Annotated in this window: 16 protein-coding genes and 1 riboswitch; of the genes, 4 read left to right on the forward strand and 12 right to left on the reverse strand. The window is 38.1% G+C overall.

The window, feature by feature from the left end:
* Positions 1 to 64 precede the first annotated feature (64 nt).
* A complete protein-coding gene (locus JIN86_RS01075; protein WP_237497091.1) occupies positions 65 to 547 on the forward strand; it encodes a DUF3231 family protein in 483 nt (160 codons plus the stop codon).
* A 48-nt stretch (positions 548 to 595) separates the two neighbouring features.
* Here JIN86_RS01075 and JIN86_RS01080 read toward each other — a convergent pair whose 3' ends face one another.
* The 5 genes from JIN86_RS01080 to JIN86_RS01100 form a co-directional block, all read right to left on the reverse strand.
* On the reverse strand, positions 596 to 3,202 hold the full coding sequence (locus JIN86_RS01080) for a cation-translocating P-type ATPase (protein ID WP_004230555.1): 2,607 nt from the start codon (positions 3,200 to 3,202) through the stop codon (positions 596 to 598).
* Between the two features lie 253 nt (positions 3,203 to 3,455).
* Positions 3,456 to 4,646 (reverse strand): MFS transporter, encoded by a 1,191-nt coding sequence (locus tag JIN86_RS01085; RefSeq protein WP_004230558.1) that lies wholly within the window; start codon positions 4,644 to 4,646, stop codon positions 3,456 to 3,458.
* A gap of 74 nt (positions 4,647 to 4,720) precedes the next feature.
* A riboswitch (purine riboswitch) is annotated at positions 4,721 to 4,820 on the reverse strand.
* Positions 4,821 to 5,219: 399 nt separating this feature from the next.
* Positions 5,220 to 5,780, reverse strand: a complete 561-nt coding sequence (gene lepB / locus JIN86_RS01090; protein ID WP_004230559.1) for a signal peptidase I — start codon at positions 5,778 to 5,780, stop codon at positions 5,220 to 5,222.
* Between the two features lie 149 nt (positions 5,781 to 5,929).
* Positions 5,930 to 6,040 (reverse strand): hypothetical protein, encoded by a 111-nt coding sequence (locus JIN86_RS01095; RefSeq protein ID WP_004230560.1) that lies wholly within the window; start codon positions 6,038 to 6,040, stop codon positions 5,930 to 5,932.
* Positions 6,041 to 6,391: 351 nt separating this feature from the next.
* Positions 6,392 to 7,327 carry an LCP family glycopolymer transferase gene (locus JIN86_RS01100; RefSeq protein WP_004230561.1) on the reverse strand — a complete coding sequence of 312 codons (936 nt, stop codon included), beginning with the start codon at positions 7,325 to 7,327 and terminating at the stop codon, positions 6,392 to 6,394.
* 283 nt (positions 7,328 to 7,610) lie between these two features.
* Between JIN86_RS01100 and JIN86_RS01105 the strand changes: the two genes are divergently transcribed.
* Both JIN86_RS01105 and JIN86_RS01110 read left to right on the forward strand, forming a co-directional pair.
* The gene (locus JIN86_RS01105; RefSeq protein ID WP_202341066.1) at positions 7,611 to 8,699 is read left to right on the forward strand and encodes a M24 family metallopeptidase; all 1,089 of its coding nucleotides are present in this window, start codon (positions 7,611 to 7,613) and stop codon (positions 8,697 to 8,699) included.
* 14 nt (positions 8,700 to 8,713) lie between these two features.
* Positions 8,714 to 9,925 (forward strand): aminotransferase class V-fold PLP-dependent enzyme, encoded by a 1,212-nt coding sequence (locus JIN86_RS01110; RefSeq protein ID WP_202341067.1) that lies wholly within the window; start codon positions 8,714 to 8,716, stop codon positions 9,923 to 9,925.
* A gap of 14 nt (positions 9,926 to 9,939) precedes the next feature.
* Here JIN86_RS01110 and JIN86_RS01115 read toward each other — a convergent pair whose 3' ends face one another.
* From JIN86_RS01115 to JIN86_RS01135, 5 genes are all read right to left on the reverse strand, one after another.
* The gene (locus JIN86_RS01115) at positions 9,940 to 10,713 is read right to left on the reverse strand and encodes an IclR family transcriptional regulator (RefSeq protein ID WP_004230566.1); all 774 of its coding nucleotides are present in this window, start codon (positions 10,711 to 10,713) and stop codon (positions 9,940 to 9,942) included.
* Between the two features lie 406 nt (positions 10,714 to 11,119).
* A complete protein-coding gene (locus tag JIN86_RS01120) occupies positions 11,120 to 11,548 on the reverse strand; it encodes a MarR family winged helix-turn-helix transcriptional regulator (protein ID WP_004230567.1) in 429 nt (142 codons plus the stop codon).
* Between the two features lie 25 nt (positions 11,549 to 11,573).
* Positions 11,574 to 12,329 carry an SDR family NAD(P)-dependent oxidoreductase gene (locus JIN86_RS01125; RefSeq protein WP_004230568.1) on the reverse strand — a complete coding sequence of 252 codons (756 nt, stop codon included), beginning with the start codon at positions 12,327 to 12,329 and terminating at the stop codon, positions 11,574 to 11,576.
* Between the two features lie 159 nt (positions 12,330 to 12,488).
* Complete coding sequence (locus JIN86_RS01130) at positions 12,489 to 13,493, reverse strand: anti sigma factor C-terminal domain-containing protein (RefSeq protein ID WP_237497092.1); 1,005 nt, start codon at positions 13,491 to 13,493, stop codon at positions 12,489 to 12,491.
* Positions 13,483 to 13,986: an RNA polymerase sigma factor gene (locus JIN86_RS01135; protein WP_004230570.1), complete on the reverse strand. Its 504-nt coding sequence runs from the start codon at positions 13,984 to 13,986 to the stop codon at positions 13,483 to 13,485. The genes JIN86_RS01130 and JIN86_RS01135 overlap by 11 nt, the downstream gene beginning before the upstream one ends.
* Before the next feature lie 195 nt (positions 13,987 to 14,181).
* On the opposite strand from JIN86_RS01135, the gene JIN86_RS01140 reads away from it, so the two are divergent.
* A complete protein-coding gene (locus JIN86_RS01140; protein ID WP_004230571.1) occupies positions 14,182 to 14,550 on the forward strand; it encodes a hypothetical protein in 369 nt (122 codons plus the stop codon).
* A 49-nt stretch (positions 14,551 to 14,599) separates the two neighbouring features.
* On the opposite strand, the gene JIN86_RS01145 is transcribed toward JIN86_RS01140, so the two are convergent.
* Positions 14,600 to 16,333 carry an ABC transporter ATP-binding protein gene (locus JIN86_RS01145; RefSeq protein WP_202341068.1) on the reverse strand — a complete coding sequence of 578 codons (1,734 nt, stop codon included), beginning with the start codon at positions 16,331 to 16,333 and terminating at the stop codon, positions 14,600 to 14,602.
* Complete coding sequence (locus JIN86_RS01150; RefSeq protein WP_202341069.1) at positions 16,330 to 18,072, reverse strand: ABC transporter ATP-binding protein; 1,743 nt, start codon at positions 18,070 to 18,072, stop codon at positions 16,330 to 16,332. Before JIN86_RS01150 ends, JIN86_RS01145 begins: the two co-directional genes overlap by 4 nt.
* Positions 18,073 to 18,924 lie beyond the last annotated feature (852 nt).

Here is an 18,924-nt window from a genome sequence, read left to right on the forward strand (position 1 = left end):
AATAGAATGTCATTTACTGCTACATCCTAATCTTAAATCAACCTAAGAGTTAGGAAGTGTCAGGATGACAATGATAAATGAAAATCTAGCATCGTTACGATTTAAGGAGATTTTCAAGCTTTGGTCACAGCTTGGGATCAATCAAGGCTATATTGCTTCCAGTCATGCTTTTTTTAAGCATACGCGTGATAAAAACTTAAAAATCCTTACATTGGAATTTATTCAATGTTTAAAAGAGGAAAATAAACAGCTAACACTGCTATTAAAGGAAAACGGTGTGCTGGCACCAACAGCATCGATAGAATACAGTAAAATGAAAATAACGGATATTCGTGGGAAATCCTTCATTAATGATAGCGAAATAAGTGCTATTTTATCGATGAATATTGCCTCCTCTTTGATTGCCGTAAGCCAAGCTTTAGAACTGGCAGTAAAGAAAACACATCTAACCAAATATGGTGAACTCCATATGCGTTATGCGCTACTTGGAGCGAAATTGATTGATCTAAGTAAGAGTAAAGGCTGGTTATTAGCCTCTACTCACTAAAAAGAAGCCTCCGTTTGATTAACTAACGGAAGCTTCCTTTTTTAATCTTTATCGATTTCTTACGAACAGTAGCTTATACCATTGATTGACTAGGAATGGTAACACCGATAGGCTATAAATAAAGCCCAGCTGAGCTGGTGTTAATGGAGCTACCTCAAAGACCGTTGTAAGCATCGGCATAAATAAGACCATGTGTAAACTTAGCACACCAATGATAAAGGCGAACCACGTATATTTATTCGAAAATACACCAATCGCAAAGATGGATTGTTTGGATCGAGAATTAAAGCCATGCACTAACCTTGACAGGCATAGTGTTGTAAAGGCCATCGTGCTTGCTGTTAACGTATCGCCTGTCGATAAACCAATTTGAAACGCAATAATGGTGGAGATGGCGATTAATATCCCTTCAAGCACAACTTGTGTGGTAAATTTTTTATTTAATAAAGGAGTATGAATGTTTCTAGGCTTGTCCTTCATCGTTTTCTTATTATTTGGCTCTAAACCGATGGCAATAGCAGGCAGACTATCTGTTAATAAGTTGATGAATAGAAGATGGACAGGTGCAAAAGGAACAGGTAAGCCCAGAACCGTTGCATATAACACGACAAAAATAGCGCCTGCATTTCCAGATAATAAGAACAGAATGGCATTTTTAATATTTGTATAGATGCTACGGCCATTGGCGATTGCTTTAACAATTGTTGAAAAATTGTCATCCGTTAAAATCATGGATGAGGCATCTTTTGCAACCTCTGTGCCTGTTACGCCCATAGCCACCCCAATATCTGCTTGCTTCAAAGCAGGTCCATCATTGACACCGTCTCCCGTCATGGCAACCACATGTCCTTTATCCTGCCATGCTTTAACAATTCGAATTTTTTGAGCTGGTGTCACACGGGCATAAACTGAATAATCCTGTACTTTATCTTGCAGCTCTTGATCCGTTAAGCCTTCGAGCGCATGTCCCTCTATAGCTTCAGCTGGATTTTGCAAAATACCAATTTGTTCGGCAATCGCGGTAGCTGTAATTTTATGGTCTCCTGTTATCATGACGGGTTTAATACCTGCCTTTATACAGCTTTCCACAGCCTCTTTCGACTCTTTTCTTGGAGGGTCCATCATCGCAACTAAGCCGACAAAGATTAAATCTCGTTCCGCTCGTGGATCGACTTTTTGTAGAGGCAAGACCTCCTTATAAGCAATGGCTAGCACCCTTAAACCATTCATAGAAAAATCACGATTCACTGCCTCGATTTTCTGGCGATGCTGCGGGGTGATCTCAAAAATACCTGTTGATGTTTTGATTCGCGTCACTTTTGGTAAGAGTACATCCAGAGCCCCTTTGGTAATCATGATGGGCTGCTTGTCCATCTGATTGACAGTGCTCATAAGCTTCCTCGTCGAATCAAATGGAATTTCAGCCAAACGTGGATATTGCTCACGTATCTTCAATTCATCTAAACCATACTGTTTCCCCAACTTCACGAGCGCAATTTCTGTAGGATCACCAATTTCTTTGTGGTCACGCTCGACAGCGTCACTACATAAAAGCGCTTTTACCATTAGTTCTTTTTCCACTGGATTTATTGGATTGAGCCAATCATGAGGAATTTTCTTCTGGTCCACAAAAACTTCCTGTACCACCATTTTATTTTCTGTTAAAGTACCTGTTTTATCAGAACAGATGACCGATACACTCCCCAAGCTTTCCACAGCATACAGCTTGCGGATGATCGCATTTTCCTTTGCCATCTTTTGGGTACCAAAAGCTAATACGATGGTCACGATAGAACTTAAAGCCTCAGGGATAGCCGCCACAGCAAGAGATACAGCAAACATAAAGGATTCCACTAAGGCTCGTCCTCGGATAAGATCAATCGTAAAGATTGCTAAACAAATCAGCGTAATCCCTAAGGCTAATTTTTCACCGAATTGATCGAGACTAATTTGTAATGGCGTTTTCTTTTCCTTTGCTGTATCGAGTAAATTCGCAATTTTTCCGATTTCCGTCTGCATCCCAATTGCCGTAACCATCACGATGCCACGTCCATTGGTCACAAAGCTTCCTGAGTACACCATATTTTTCTTATCCGCAATGGTGATATTCTGCTTCCGAATGGGGTCTGTACTTTTTGCCACAGCAATTGATTCGCCTGTAAGAGAGCTTTCGTTGATGTGTAAATTATGGCTTTCTAGTAGTCTTCCATCCGCATTAATATAATCTCCCGCCTCCAACATCAGAAGGTCGCCTACTACAATTTCTTCAGAAGGAATTTCTACTAGTTGATTATGACGCATGACCTTGGCAATGGGAGAGGTCAATGCTTTCAGATTATCTAATGATTGTTCGGCCTTCACATGCTGCACTGTACCTAAAATGGCATTTAAAATAACCACGATCATGATCACAATGGTGCTTTCTACTTCTCCTAGTAGAAAGGAAACGAAGGCAGCAACGAGTAAAATGATGACCAATAAATCTTTGAATTGGCCCATAAAAACAGCCAACGTACTTGTCTTTTTCCCTTCCTCTAATACATTATAGCCATAGACCTGTTGCCTCTTTTGGACGTCATCATCAGTCAAACCTTGCGTGGTGACGTTCAATATCTTCATAACTTCAGCAGATGATTGTTGATGATATTCAGTCATTGAGTTCTCCTTCCATTTACAAGATTTGAAAGTCTCCTACTATTTTTCTTAAAAATAATATTCGTTCTTAAAATCTCAAACTTCTCAAATCTGTAAATTCATTAACTACAACAATCTATTCCATAGGTAATTAGAGTATGCTAAGAAACCATAGAGAATTTAATTTTGGGAAGTGTACGAAAATAGATTCATGCAAACCAATTAAAAAGGTATTGGGATGGCTTTCCCAATACCTTTCAGGGCTATTGCTTGATTATGAATTATGATGTGCTGACTGATAATCTACGTGCTGCTCCTGTCCAAGAGGTGCCCTTTTAATAGAAAAGATGGCGCAGCCTAATGCACAAAGAACTAGAATCGTACCAAAGCTAGCTAGGTGCATAACGGACCCTGTCCAAGCAAACATTGCGCCACCCACTGCTGATCCGATAGAAATACCAATTTGCAGGGCTGCTGTATTTAAGCTTTGCTGAATATCCGATGATTGAGGATCCGCTTGAATTAAGTAATTTTGTAATGGCGGTGTCAGTGCCCAGCTCAACGCACCCCATAAAACCGTAAATACTAAAAACAGTGGAAGGGCAATAATTGTATAAGGAATACTAAATAAGACAATGGCAAAAGCTGAGACAATTAAAATTATGGCTTTACTTGTGCCAATTTTATCACTCACCCATCCACCTACAGCATTCCCACTGACAGAGGCAATACCAAAGATTAAGTAACAGATACTAATCCATGAAGCATTCATATCAAATGCCTCTACTAAAAATGGTGTTAAATAGGCGTAGAGCATGTAATGACCCGCTAGCATAAATAGGGTAGTTAACTGTGCTGTCAGGATTTTTAAATTCGCCAGCGATTTAATTTGCGCCTTAAGTGGCACTACTTCTCCAATTGGCATTTTTTCAAGTAATAAAGCAATTAATATCATTGAAATCGTTGATAGGATACTAATACCCAAAAATACGGCTCGCCAGCCAAACGCTTCTGTAATAAAAATACCCATTGGCACACCGATCACCAGCGCAGAACTTACACCCATAAAAACAAGCCCCAGTGCTTTAGCACGATGGCGAGGCTCTACGATTTTAGTTGTAATCGTTAATGATAAAACAATCACTAGCGCTGTACTCATAGCTGTGAAAATACGTGCGATTAGCACAATGATAAACGTTGTACTAAAGAAGGTCATTAGATTTCCTAACGTAAAAATAAATAAAGAAATAAGGAATAAGCGCTTCCGTTCCACCTTGGCTGTCAAGGATAGTAGGACAGGCGCAGAAATCGCATAAACAAGTGCAAAAATAGTAATTAATTGTCCCGCTGTCGCTAAAGACACATCTAAATCCTCTGCAATATTTGGCAGGATTCCGCCAACAATTAATTCAACTAACCCTACTGCAAAGGTAGTCACAGCAAGAATATAAACTCGCCAATTCATCGTAATCTCCCCTTCGTTACACATTCATTTTTGTAGGAGATTGTTTTAAAACAAACTAAAAAAATCCTGACTACAAAAATGAAGCAAAGTTTTGTAGTCAGGATTTTATGGTTCCTGGTAGAGACCCTCAATCCATATTATTGAGGTTATACAGATCAAATATTTACTTTAGCTATAGTAGCACATCAAAATTTCATTGACAATAGCTTTTTTCATAGAATTCATTGCCTCTAAAAATTTTTTTGGCAAGAGAAAATTTCGATTTTCTGCTTATATTTCGACGAATTTGACCATATATAGTAACATACAATAACTATTTTACGAGGTGATCGTTTGCGTATAGTAGGATTTGTCTGCTATTTTTTAATACTATTTTATGGCGTAGAATTAGTAGAAGAAGCGTTCACAAATGAAGAACCAGCAATGCAATCTCCCATGAAAAGTAAGCCATCGCCCATCAAGGAAACCGTTGAAAATTCAAGGATTTGTGTCTATTATCCCACGTATAAAAGCTGTACCGATTTACCCCAACAATAAAAAAGAGGCTACTCAATGGAGTGACCTCTTTTTTCATCATTTTGAGCCAATATGAAAATGACTAAATGGATAGAGTATTAATTTTGATTCACCATATACAGCATCCTCTGAAATTAAACCATAATGGCGACTGTCACTACTTTTTAGGCGATTGTCACCAAGCACAAAATACATGCCCTCTGGCACTTCTTTTTCATTCACTAATTGTTCCAATGTAAAGTTTTCCGTAATGCGTAATTGATTAGGATCATCCGTTTGACGGTTCACATAATCTTCTTTGTATGCTTTGCCATTGACGTACAATACATCATCTTTCATTTCCACTTTATCCCCTGGAAGACCAATGACACGTTTAATATATAACTCATCTTCAACAGGTGATTGGAAAACAATTTGATCGAAACGCTCGATTTTACTTGTTTTGCTTACAATAATAATATCCTTATCGTGATAAGTCGGATACATGGATGCTCCCTGCACTTTAATCGGTGCAAATAAGAATTGCTTACAGCCAAAAACAACAACAGCTGTAATGACAATAATTTTGATGTAGGATACTATTTCTTTTTTAAGATTGGATGTTTTTTCCGCTTGCATGCTCATTCCCCGATACTGTTTTTTTAATAGTATAACATTTTCTCACTATTATTGACGAATGAATAACACAAATTGTTTCCTATTCATAGAAAAATAGACAAGGCTACAAAGTAACATTGTCTAGAAATTGATATTTTGCTGTTTCATCGTTATGAATGGTTAGTTTGTGTAGCAGAGTGATGCTGCTCGTTTAATAAATCTACTGCTAATACGATACCCACTGGTAATGCAAATGCTAATAAAATTGTGCCTACAATCATCACAATCACTCCTTTAACCATTTCTAATGTCAGTATACACTTAATTTTCTGATATTTCAAGAAATATCGAAAAATGATGAATAACAGCAAAAAAATCATTCAACTAGGCATGCACCCTACCTGAATGATTTTTTATCCCTTACATAAATAATTTTAAACATAATACTTGTAGGCCTCTTATTGCTGATTGGACTGGATTTTTTCGCACTTTACGTTTAGGTACATAGCTTTGCATGCAATGATTCAGCGCTGTATACCTCAGCACCTGGGTCCTCCCATTCATTCATCTCCCTCCCTTCGGGGCCAAAAAGTTTACAACTAGTATGCGACATTTGTAAGCAACTTGCTTCCTTATTTTTGTAAATGGTTTTTTAAATCTGTTTGTATTTTTTGAAGCTCTGCCTCATTCGGAATATAGTACCAAATGCGGTTAATCCTTTCACCATCTCCCTCTTCAAACGATAACTGCTCAATATCCTTATCCATTTTTTTATAAATACTTTGTAGCTGAATAAGGTCCTTCACCGAAAAGTTCATGCGAACATTGTCGCCTAGTACATTCAACATATCGGTTGCTTTTAATAATGTTGATGGTGTGGAGGCTTTTTTCATCACCGCTTCAATGATTTGACGTTGTCGAATTTGGCGTCCAAAATCACCTCGAGGATCTTCATAACGAATACGAGAAAAAATAAGGGCCTCATTACCATCTAATGTGATTTCTCCCTTTGGATAATGGTATTCGTCAAAGGTTAAATCCATATCATTATCGATTGTTACGCCACCAAGTGTATCAATAATTTGTAAAAAGCCCTCCATATTAATAAAAACATAATAATCAATGGGAATATTTAAAAAATTTTCGACCGTATCCACAGCCATAGGGACGCCTCCAAAGGCATAGGCATGATTAATCTTATCTACCGTATCATGACCAACGATTTCTGTTCGAGTATCACGGGGTATACTAAGCATTTTCATCGTCTGCTTTTCAGGATTTACAGTGATTACAATCATGGTATCGGAACGTCCACTATCATCTTTACGTTCATCGACCCCAAGCATTAGAACCGAAAAGGGATCTTTTTTAATCACTGTTTTTTCTTCTGGTTGTGCTGCATCTGTTGTTTGAATAAGTGGTGTATTTATTTTATTCATAGTTTTTTGGATGGTAAAGTAGGCAGTACCTATAAAAATTAAAAAAATTGCTAATAGGCTACCAACAATCCACAGCCATAATTTTTTCTTGCTCTTTTTCTCTTTTGAGCGTTTCATGTTTTTTTCCATACATAAGTCCTTTCTTGCTTAACAATTTTGCCCCTCTTTTTGACGTATTAAGTTGGAAAAAAGTTTATCTAGTCTACTTATATGCATAATGAACGAAAAAAAGACGTACACTAGTATTTACTAAATTTACAACATACTATTCCCTCATTTGTCAATTATCTTCTTTCTCCTCTATCAAAATGATGCTATCTTAATTTATTGAAAATTCATTATTGTTGATATATACTAATTTTCAGATACAACGTCTCTATAATAGAAACGTTTTTTCAGGAGGGATCACTCAATGTTTCAGAAAAGAAGAGAGCAGCTCATTTCCCGTATGCAGCAACAGTCAATTGATGTAGCAGTGCTAGTACCAGGGTCAAACATGTATTATTTTACAGGTCTTCAGTTAAAGCAAAGTGAACGCCTAACGGTAGCCGCTATTACTGCTCATCATCAATTATACTTTCTCGTTCCACAAGTAGAATTAACAAAAGTAGACTTGCGGAATGGAGGGACAATCTTATCCTATTCGGATGAGGAAGGACCGTCACAGGCCATCCAGCAACTAAAAAAAGAACTAGAAACAGCGCAGACACTTGGCGTTGAGTTTGACACCATGCGCGTGAAAGAACAGAAAGCTATCGAAAACCTTACATATGACAATTTATGTGATATCGGTGAAACCATTCGTGATATACGTATGGAAAAAGATGAACACGAAATAGCCCTCATGCGTCAGGCTGTACAGATTGTCGAAGAAAGTCTTGCAGCCACATTACCGATTATTCAAGCTGGTATTTCAGAGATGGAAGTCGCAGCCCAATTAGAATATGAAATGAGACGACGTGGATCAGAGGGAACACCTTTTGGAACCATTGTTGCTTCTGGTTATCGAGGTGAGCTTCCTCATGGTAGAGCGAGCACAAAGAAAATAGAGACAGGTGAATTAATCGTCATAGATTTTGGCGCGATTTATAAGGGCTATGTGGCGGATATGACTAGAACAGTTGCTTTAGGAGAAGTTTCTCCAACACTCAAAACCATTTATAGCATTGTGAAGCAAGCAAATGAAACAGCCATAGCAGCCATAAAACCAGGTATGACAGCTCATGCCATTGATGATTTGGCAAGAGGCATTATTCGTGATGCCGGCTATGATGATTATTTCACACACCGACTTGGCCATGGCATTGGTTTAAGTGCACATGAAGAGCCTTATATGATGCAGCGTAATCAGCTAGTGTTAAAGCCAGGCATGGCCTTTACCGTGGAACCAGGAATCTATGTGCAGGATGTTGGTGGTGTTCGTATCGAGGATAATTTAATCGTCACAGAAAATGGTTACGAAAATTTCATGACCTATTCGAAAGAATTAATCATTTTATAAGGTTGGTGTGTACAATGATCGATATGAGGAAAATACAACAGGATATGCCGCTACTTGAACACTATATTTACCTAAACACAGCTGCTGCATCTGCCATGCCACAGCCAGTAGTGGATGAAATGACTAGCTATCTTCAAAAACAAGCAAGTATTGGTCCCTACTTGCCCTCTTTTCGTCAAGAAACGTATGCTCAGGTAGAGGCTATTCGAGAAAAAGCCGCATTGTTCATCGGCGCAACAAAAGAGGAAATTGCCTTTGTGCCAAACGGTTCAGTGGCGATTAATTATGTCGCAGGAGGCTTGCCATGGAAACAGGGAGATGAGGTCATAGTGCTCGACACAGAAATGTTGAGTAACTATGTGCCTTGGCTTGCCCTTCAGCAGCAAGGGGTACAGCTGAAAGTGTTAAAAACCAATGATGAATATATGGTAGATTTATATGCACTTGAGCAACTCATCACACCACAAACGAAATTGATTACCTTTGCCCATATGTCTAACGCTGCTGGGGCAATCCAGCCCGCCAAAGAAATATGTCAGCTCGCCCAGCAACACCATGTACTAACATTGATGAATGCCAATCAAACACTTGGTTTAACACCGATTAATGTTGCCGAACTTGACTGTGACTTTCTAGTTGCAAGTGGGCGGAAATGGCTACGCGGCCCTGAAGGATCAGGTATTTTATATGTACGAGAAGCACTCATTCCAACATTGACGCCTATTATGATTGGCTGGGGCAGCACCCAGTGGGATTATCAGAACAATGCCTATTCTTTTGTAGAAACCGCTAAACGTTTTGAGCCAGGTTGTCCAATTATTCCAAGTATTATTGGATTAGGGGCAGCTATTGATTATGCGAACAATATCGGTATCCACCACATATATGATCGTGTAAAGCAGCTAACAAACTATTTAATTGAACAGCTTGCCACCATTCCAGGCATTGTCTTATATGGTCCTCAAAATAGGGCTCATCGATTATCGATTACGCCATTTAACATTGAAGGGCTGTCACCAGATGAGCTAACCAATGCTTTAGCAGAGCATGGGGTCATCATTGAAGCTGGCACATTTATGGCGAATACCATTATGGAACGCAATCAGATTTCTAAAATGGCACGTTTTTCACCACACTATTTTAATACGTTTGAAGAAATTGACAAGGCCGTATCCATTATGAAAAAAATTCAAGCAGAGGCTCAAGATAGACATTCACTATCTTGAGCATTTTTTCATGCTTATTCATGATATAATTTAAAGCTGTATTGATCGAAATAACGTTGAATATTCATCGCTCCGTATTGAAGAACATTCACCATTTCAGGTAATTTCTCCTCTGTTGGCTTACGATAAATAGGACCAGCAATTGTTAAAGAGGCAATGACTTCTTTTTTACTATTAAAAAGAGGTACACCTAGCCCAAATACTGAATGAGAGTACTCTCCCGTTGAAAAGCACCAGCCTTGCTGTTGTATTTTTTCTAAATCGGCTAACATTTCATCAGGGTCAGTAATGGTTTCAGGAGTTAATCTTTTCATCCCATGCTCCATGATCTCCTTTTTTCTCTCTTCAGGTAGATAAGCCATGATGACTTTACAAGATGCCCCGATATGTAGTGGTGTCCGCGTGCCAATCGACACTGAAAACTTAATGGTTTGAGAGCTCTCAGCTATTTCTACTGTGACACCATCTGTGCCATCCAACCAAGTTAAAAATACGGATTCTTTGATGGTATCTGCAAGGTTGATCATAATTGGTAAAACAAAGTCAGAAAGATTTAATTTATCTTTAACCATCTGGCCATATTCTAGAAAGCGAAGCCCTAATTCATATTTTTTTGTCTCCGGATTTTGAATAAGAAAGCCTTGTTTTTCGAAGGTTGCTAAAATCCGATAAATAATGGAGTGACTAATATCCATCTCTTTTGCTAGCTCACGAACACCCCATGTAGGATTTTCCTTATTAAAATATTTCAGTACCTCCAATGAGTTATCTAATGTTTTTAATGTCATTTCACACCTCAAATGTCTCTATAATAGAACCGTATTTTGATTATAAAATGAACACGGACAATTTTCAATAAATTCAACTATTTTACAATTAGATTTTAAATGCACGATTTCATTTCAAGCAGTTCCTATGGACATTCGGATTGTGCTGAGCCTGGCTATCACCTAAAAAAGGAAGGCTATCCGCTGGAATCCTCTTTTTATCCGTCACATTTTGAGTTTTATCCGCCAGTTTGGACATTCTATCCACTTAGAGCCATTCTATCATGCAAAAAAAGAAAGCTATCCGCCAGAATCCTCTTTCTATCCGTCACATTTTGAGTTTTATCCGCCAGTTTACGTACCCAATCCGCCTAAACAAAGAAAAATCAACCCACCTCTTAAAAGGTAGGTTGATCTTTTTACATGGTTATTTCTGCTGGATACCCTGTACTAATTTTTCTTGAATCCGCAAGTATTGGGCAATTTCCTCATCATCTAATACTTCAAAAAGCTGTACAAAGACCTCTTTTCCGATAGATTGAGCCTTTGCTAAAGCACTTTGACCCTCATCTGTAATTTGTAAGCGAATGGTGCGACGGTCGGATGGATCATATAGTCTTTCTGCTAATCCAAGCTTGACCAGCTTTTCGGCAATGCTCGTCATAGCACCTTTTGTATAGCCGATTGTCTCAGCTAATTCGGCTTGTTTTTGTGGGCCTTTGACATGTAGCTCATTTAAAACTAAAATTGGTGAAATTCCTAAAGGATATGGGAACGCTTTTGTAAAACGTATAATATTCGCATTGTTCACCTGTTCAATCATATGAATCAGTTTAAAAATATTTGTCTGTTTCAAAAAAATCCTCCTCAAACGCTGAGAATTAATGAAGCATTAGTGAGCCTCCATCCACCATAATCGTTTGACCTGTAATGTATTGAGAATCGTCAGAAGCTAAGAAAACAGCTACTCGACCGATATCTTGCTCAATATCACCAAAACGGCCTAACGGGATTTTACTTCTCACCGCTTCATAATACTCTGGCTGTGCTTTTGCCCATGCTTGTACACCTGGTGAATCAGCAAGCGGACTAATAATATTGACATTAATACCAAAACGTCCCCATTCATTTGCGGCAACACGGGAAATACCACGAATGGCTTCCTTGGCAGCGGCATAAGCAGCCTGTGTTTCATGACCTTGAATGCCTGCTCCAGATGCAAAGTTAATAATATTACCCTTAGTTTCTTTTAAATGCGGTAGGGCTGCTTGCATTAAATAGAAGGTTGGATAAAAACCTGTTCCAAATGACAAATCAAGATCTGCTTGTGTAGTTTCTTCTATTGTAACTTGTTTAGCAGCATGAGCGTTATTAACTAGCACATCTAGTTTACCGTATTTTTCTACGACTGTATCAATAATTTTTGGTAATTGGTCGCGTTCCATTAGATTAGCCTGTAAAAACATAGACTTCGGAGACATTTCTTGTAATTCTTTTGCCATTGCCTCGCCTGCTTCTGTATTTAAGTCAACAATTGTCACAATCGCCCCTTCCTTTACCATAGCTTTTGCCATTCCACTACCAATACCACCTGCACCACCAGTTATGATGACCACTTTGTTTTGTAGCTTACCCATTGAATCAACATCTCCTTCTTGGTTATCCGTTAATAGTTTAACATTAAACTATTTAGTTTTAAACTAAAATGCTTCAGATAAAAAAGCCTATTCTAGAGAAGTGTTAATCCAAAATAAGCTTTTCTAAAATTGATTGTCCGATTACTCTTTTCCAGCGCTCTATTTCTGATTCGATATTACACCAAATATAGACCCTTTAATGTAGGATTGTCCTTGTAAAGACTGCAATTGCTCTGGAGTACCAGTTACTACAGCCCCAGTTATTTTCACATCACTTTTCTCTAGGGTTCCATTTTCCCCTACTAAAGCTTGATAAACCTGATTTGTTTCCCACTCAAAGTTCTTGCTTTTACGAAGAAGCTCAATGTTTCGAATAAAGGTCTCAACCTCGTCGTTTGAAGAGCGTCGAGGTTTTGGTTTGGATTGCTCTGATTGGAAGCCGTAAATGTATGGATCATTGGCTGAAATAGTATTCTGTCCTTGCTTAAAAAAATCTAGTGTAGCATCTGTATAGGCATCCACCCACCACCAATCTACTTGTACTTCAGAAGGTAGCTTGCTTTTAATTTCACCAAAATTATAGGCATCATCAAAGGAAATAGCTATTTCTACTAAAGTATTTTTCTCCAATTGATGCAGTTTACTCATATTATCTTGGTAATGATCGTAGGAAATCCTTGGATGATAAAAAAACATTTCTCGGTCACCTGTGTAGTCATTAAACCGTTCGAATTGATATGTTTCTGCCAGTGATTCTGAACCTTCTATCTGGATAGAGCTAGAAATGGACGTTCGTGTAAGCGTTCCAAATAAATTATAATCGCTTTTGATAGGCTTCCAAATATATGGACGATGCTGATCTCCAAGCACCTTATAGGTTGTTGTTGTTATTTTCCCTCCCAGCAAATGATCGTCATAAGCCTGATTACTAATTTGGACATTGGGCGCACTTATTTCGTTAAATAAATGAATATCATCCATTACTTTTTGCGCGCTATTTAACGATAAAGCCCTCAGCCCATACCATAATGCTATTAGCACAATGGGGGTAACGACCAATGTAATCCCAATCATTTTGACTGTTGACCACAACCTTGCCTTTCTCATTATTTTTTTCGTTTGTTTATCATCAAACAAAAATTCATTTTCTTCTTTATTCATCATGAATATCCTCCTTAAATCGTTCTGTAAATTCTTCCCTAGCACGTCTGACATGCGTTTTTAGTGTGTTTTCATTCTTATTCATCAAGGCTGAAATTTCCTTATACGATAATCCCAGCTCATATTTCAGGATTAATAATTCCTGATGCAAAATGGATAGCGTTTCGAGTGTGTTCTGTATGTCCTTTAATTTTTCTTTCTTTAGCATCTGGATCTCAGGAATATGAAGGAATGAAGTCAATTGAACCTCATCTAATTCTGTTGTTGGATGACGTGTTTCTTTTCTCTTGAGATCATAAAATTGATTGGTTGCTACACGATATAACCAACTCATTACTTTGTCTGACTGAATTCCATTTTTATGTAATAAAAATTTATAACATGTATCTTGGACGATATCTTCTGCATCCTCATGGGCTAATCCACGTTTTCTCAAATAACGATATAGCAGCGTTCCTGCTTGCTGTAGAAACGCATTCATTGATTGCTTTACCATGTCCACCTCCCTTCTGCCTATACAACGCAGAACTCCATGAAAAGTTTACATATTACAAAAAGTTCCCATTAATTATTTTAGTTTAATGAAAACCAACAACATTTATTTTCAAATACATACAAGCATCTTTTTAATTTGACAAGAATATACTGTAGCAGCTAGCTAAAATCACTTTCAAGAAAGGAGTTGTGGATAATGGGTGCTAAATGGATAAAGGTTTCAGTCTTTTATTTATTGATTGTTTTTGCTTTTGGCCTGTTTATGCATTATACGGTTCAACTTCAATGGAAAGCGACACACGCTCATATTGGTGTGGTAGGTTGGCTGACTACTGGATTCATTGGTTTAATTTATTCGACTTATAAAAATGCTGCCGAGACAGGTCTCGCCAAAGCACAGTTCTGGCTTTACAATCTCGGTTTACCCTTCCTTTTTGTTGGCATGATGATGGTGTATTGGGATGTACCACGCTGGTTATTTGAGCTTTTCGTGTCTGGTGGTGGTATTGCTGTAGCGTTGTCTGTCCTGTTATTCTTTGTCAATGTCTTCAAATATGTAAGATAAATAGAAAAGCCCCGCTTCAGTTGAAGTGGGGCTTTTCATAGCTATTGCGTTATTGTAAGGAGTTCGCTTGCATTTGATACATTTTGTCATAAATGCCGCCAAGTGCTAGCAGTTCATCATGCGTGCCGTTTTCTACAATTTTCCCGCGATCAAGTACAAGAATACGATCTGCATTTTTAATCGTAGAAAGTCGATGAGCAATAATAAACGTTGTTCGTCCTTTTTTCAGAACATCCATCGCATGCTGAATAATTTCTTCCGTTTCCGTATCAATATTCGATGTCGCTTCATCTAATATTAAAATGGCTGGATCAAATGCTAGAGCGCGTGCAAATGAAATCAACTGACGTTGTCCTGAAGATAATGTACTGCCCTTCTCAATGACTGGCTCCTCATAGCCATTTGGTAAATTAGCTAAAACGCGTTCCCCACCGACAGCATTTAAGGAAGCTTCTATTTTCTCCTGAGAGATGCGCGGGTTGTTTAAGCTAACATTGGATGCAATCGTACCCGTAAATAAGTAAGGGTCCTGTAGCACAATACCCATATGTTCACGCATCGTTTGACGTGGAACAGAGGTAATATCAATGCCATCAATGGTTATTTTGCCTTTTGACGGGTCGTAGAAGCGGAACAACAAGTTCATGATGGAACTTTTCCCTGAACCTGTATGACCAACTAAGGCAATTGTTTCACCTTGATGTGCTTCAAATGACAGGTTTTTCAGCACATATTCATTATCTTTATAGGCAAAGGAAACATCTTCGAAAACCACATTTCCTTTATATCGTGGGATGCTCTTTTCAGAAACAGGCTCACCATTGGTATCGAGCACCTCAAAAACACGTTTACCTGCAATGAGTGAACGCTCAAGCTGTGAAAACTGGTTCACAATATTCGTGATCGGATTAAATAGCTTTGTTAAGTAATCAACAAATGCATACAATGTCCCTGCCGTAATCACTTCAGTTGCTGTGAATGAGCGTGTACCAAAGTAGAAAATAAAGACCGTAAACATGATAAGTCTTAACGTATTCACAAGGTTAAAGGATGTAGCTGAATCTAGCACCAGCAGCTTACGTTCATACGCATAATGCTCATTATTCATGTCATCAAATTCCTTCGTCATTTGCTGCTCACGACGGAACGCCTGAATAATTGTCATGCCCTGAATGGATTCATTAATCATGGCATTAATATCTGCAATTTTTGTACGAATGACATCGTTGTATTTAGAGGCAAATTTTCGATATAAAATCATCCACACATAAACAATTGGAATCATGGTTAAAGCAAGCATTGCCATTTTCCAATTTAAAATAAAGAGCGCTATATACACCCCAAAAATAGAAATGAAGCTCGTCGCAAAATTGGATAGTACCTGTACATATAAATTCCGAACTGCCTCTGTATCGTTTGTGACACGCGCAACAATTTTACCCGCTGGTAAATTGTCAAAGTATTGGATCGGTAAAGTTTGAATATGTTCAAAGACATCTTTACGTAATTTTTGGATGACACGGTTTGCCCCAATTTGCAAATAAATATACATAAAATAACGTAATATGGCTGTTGCAATGGCTAAAAGTAAATAAACAATGAGCAACCATGTAATCGGTTTGATTTCTATATGACCGATTGTCATGTAATTATCAATAATATGTTTCGCAATAAACGGTCCAACAAGCTCTGTGAATACGGCAATTGTTAGGAAGAATAAACCTAATAGTATCGGCTTTTTAAAATACATCGCATAGCGTATTAAACGTTGACTCGTACTCATGAGGCACCTCCTTCTAGCTGCTGACGGTCAAATTGCTCTTTATACCATCCTTGTTGCGCAAGAAGTTCCTCATGTGTTCCATGCTCTACAATTTGCCCATCATCCAGTACGATGATGACATCGGCATGCTGAATACCAGACAAGCGATGTGTCGTAATAATCGTCGTTTTACCTTGACGTTCACGCTGAATATTTTCAATAATTCTTGCCTCTGTCTTCGCGTCAACAGCAGAAAGCGAATCATCCAGCATTAAAATTTCAGGATCTTTAATTAAAGCACGAGCAATAGACACACGTTGTTTTTGACCGCCTGAAAGAGAGACACCCTTTTCTCCAACAAGTGTTTCAAGGCCCATTGGTAGATTGTCTAAATCCTTTTCAAAATAAGCGGCACGTATCGCCTGCTGCAACTCTGCTTGTGTTGCATCTTCTTTCCCAAATAATATATTTTCACGAATAGTTCGTGAGAATAGCACATGATCTTGTGGCACATAACCAATCCAATCGAGGATCTGCTCCTTCGTTTGAGCCGTAATATCGATACCGTCAATGGCAAGCTGTCCCTGACCAATTGGGTATTCTCGCAATAATTGACGTAGGAAGGTTGTTTTACCTGCTCCAGTTTTACCTACAATGCCAAGGGTTTGACCTTTTTTCAAGGAAAGTGAAATCTGCTGTAGGTTTTTCACCTGACTCATCGGATATTGGAATGTTAAGGCATCAAAGCCAATCGCATTTGGTGTCACAATCATTTGGGGATTCGGAATATTTCGAACATCCGCCTCGTAGTTCAATGTTTCCTGGACGCGATCTAGTGAGGCATTCCCCTGCTGCATAACATTGATGAGCTCACCAATCGCAAATATCGGCCAAACAGCCAAACCTAAATAAACATTAAACGTCACCAGTTGCCCAACCGTCATCGCTTCTGTTGCCACTAAATGAGCCCCGTAACCAAGTGCTACAACATAGCTAATGCCTGTTCCAACTTTTGTAATCGGGCCAAATAAAGCATTGATTTTCGCTGTATGAATATTTTTCGCATACACAACTTCACTCATATCTGCAAAATTAGCTTCATCCTTTTTTTCCTGCACATAGGCACGCACCACTCGCACTCCTGCTACAGATTCCAGCACACTATCGTTTAGTTCCCCAAAAGCATCTTGTGCCTTCATATATCGCTCATGAACAATTTTCCCTAAATATTGAATGAGGATCGCCATAATAGGGACTGGTAACATGGCAAAAAATGTGAGCTTCCACGAAATCATATAGCCCATCGCAAAAATGATAAAGCCCATATAAATCGTTGAATCAATCAACGTCATAATGCCAAAACCTGCTGTCATGGATACGGCATTCAAGTCATTTGTTGCACGTGCCATCAGGTCACCAGTACGGTTTTTTTCATAAAATGTTGGGGTCATGCGTAAAAAATGCTGCATTAAATTACGACGTAAAATTTTCTCAAGGTTGATAGCTCCTTCAAATAGTCGGAATTGCCACACAAAATTTAATAAATAGCCCCCAATAATAATCCCAATAAAAATCAAGACATACTTTGTTAAAATAGCTGGTGTCATTTCTCCTGCAGTCAATAGATCTATAATAGAACCGAGTAAATAGGGAGGGACAACCTCTAATCCACTGGCAACCATTAGTAGAATAATGGCCACCGTATATTGCTTCCAGTATTTTTTAAAGAACCAGCCTAATTTACTTAACACATCAAACATACATCATAACCTTCTTTCCTCCGTGCTGTTGTGGATGACTACCCACTTTCTAGAAATTCCTTTTTGAAAATCATTCTTCTAACTGTTTTTGTCATATACATACACTCCTTTTTTGTTTTCACTACAACCTTTTTTGCACAAAAAAAGACACATACCCTAAAAGAGTAAGTGTCTCTTATAAAAGGCAGGGTAATTCCATGCCTAGTTCTGCAATAGTAAATAAAGCGTTAGGCACGGACAATGTATGTAACTGTGATTGAATTTGATACTGATAAAATTAACATTGTCATGCCCTCCTTTAGTTTATTTGTTATAGTGTTCTTGAAGATTATCACACTATAGAAATATTTGTCAACTATCACCCTGTTATTTTTTATCATTTTCAGGAAATAGTTAGCGCTTTAAAGCATTGAAACGCTCTAAGGAATCAAAGGGAGAACATGCTTAAAATTACAGTGTTGTCTATAACCTTACAATAATTCTACAGCACAAACATTAACCTAAAGACTGAAATACACGACTAGTGATTTTGATACCAAATAGCAGACAATAGAATATTCTCTTTGCGTCTGTTGCACTCCGTCCATATGCTTATCATCATCTTTATTTAGTTATTTATTATTTAGTTATTTATTATTTAGTAGTGTCGTGATTTCCGTTTATGGTTTAGCCGTCATCGGGTTTTCCGTCAACGGATTCACATAAAATGGACAAAGAATTGTCCATGTAATTTCATTTTCCATATATAATATTTCGAAATATTATTTCATAAGCATTTATCTTTCTATACACTATATACATTTTAATAATCGATTTGGGGACATAACTTGAATTGAAATATTTCTAAAATTT

The organism is Lysinibacillus sp. HST-98 (assembly GCF_016757845.1).
GTDB lineage: Bacteria > Bacillota > Bacilli > Bacillales_A > Planococcaceae > Lysinibacillus > Lysinibacillus capsici.

Bases quoted from the DNA above. Each gene is read 5' to 3' on its own strand.
- JIN86_RS01075 (WP_237497091.1), top strand. From the start codon at position 65: ATGACAATGATAAATGAAAATCTAGCATCGTTACGATTTAAGGAGATT.
- JIN86_RS01080 (WP_004230555.1), bottom strand. From the start codon at position 3,202: ATGACTGAATATCATCAACAATCATCTGCTGAAGTTATGAAGATATTG.
- JIN86_RS01085 (WP_004230558.1), bottom strand. From the start codon at position 4,646: ATGAATTGGCGAGTTTATATTCTTGCTGTGACTACCTTTGCAGTAGGG.
- lepB (WP_004230559.1), bottom strand. From the start codon at position 5,780: ATGCAAGCGGAAAAAACATCCAATCTTAAAAAAGAAATAGTATCCTAC.
- JIN86_RS01095 (WP_004230560.1), bottom strand. From the start codon at position 6,040: ATGATTGTAGGCACAATTTTATTAGCATTTGCATTACCAGTGGGTATC.
- JIN86_RS01100 (WP_004230561.1), bottom strand. From the start codon at position 7,327: ATGGAAAAAAACATGAAACGCTCAAAAGAGAAAAAGAGCAAGAAAAAA.
- JIN86_RS01105 (WP_202341066.1), top strand. From the start codon at position 7,611: ATGTTTCAGAAAAGAAGAGAGCAGCTCATTTCCCGTATGCAGCAACAG.
- JIN86_RS01110 (WP_202341067.1), top strand. From the start codon at position 8,714: ATGATCGATATGAGGAAAATACAACAGGATATGCCGCTACTTGAACAC.
- JIN86_RS01115 (WP_004230566.1), bottom strand. From the start codon at position 10,713: ATGACATTAAAAACATTAGATAACTCATTGGAGGTACTGAAATATTTT.
- JIN86_RS01125 (WP_004230568.1), bottom strand. From the start codon at position 12,329: ATGGGTAAGCTACAAAACAAAGTGGTCATCATAACTGGTGGTGCAGGT.
- JIN86_RS01130 (WP_237497092.1), bottom strand. From the start codon at position 13,493: ATGATGAATAAAGAAGAAAATGAATTTTTGTTTGATGATAAACAAACG.
- JIN86_RS01135 (WP_004230570.1), bottom strand. From the start codon at position 13,986: ATGGTAAAGCAATCAATGAATGCGTTTCTACAGCAAGCAGGAACGCTG.
- JIN86_RS01140 (WP_004230571.1), top strand. From the start codon at position 14,182: ATGGGTGCTAAATGGATAAAGGTTTCAGTCTTTTATTTATTGATTGTT.
- JIN86_RS01145 (WP_202341068.1), bottom strand. From the start codon at position 16,333: ATGAGTACGAGTCAACGTTTAATACGCTATGCGATGTATTTTAAAAAG.
- JIN86_RS01150 (WP_202341069.1), bottom strand. From the start codon at position 18,072: ATGTTTGATGTGTTAAGTAAATTAGGCTGGTTCTTTAAAAAATACTGG.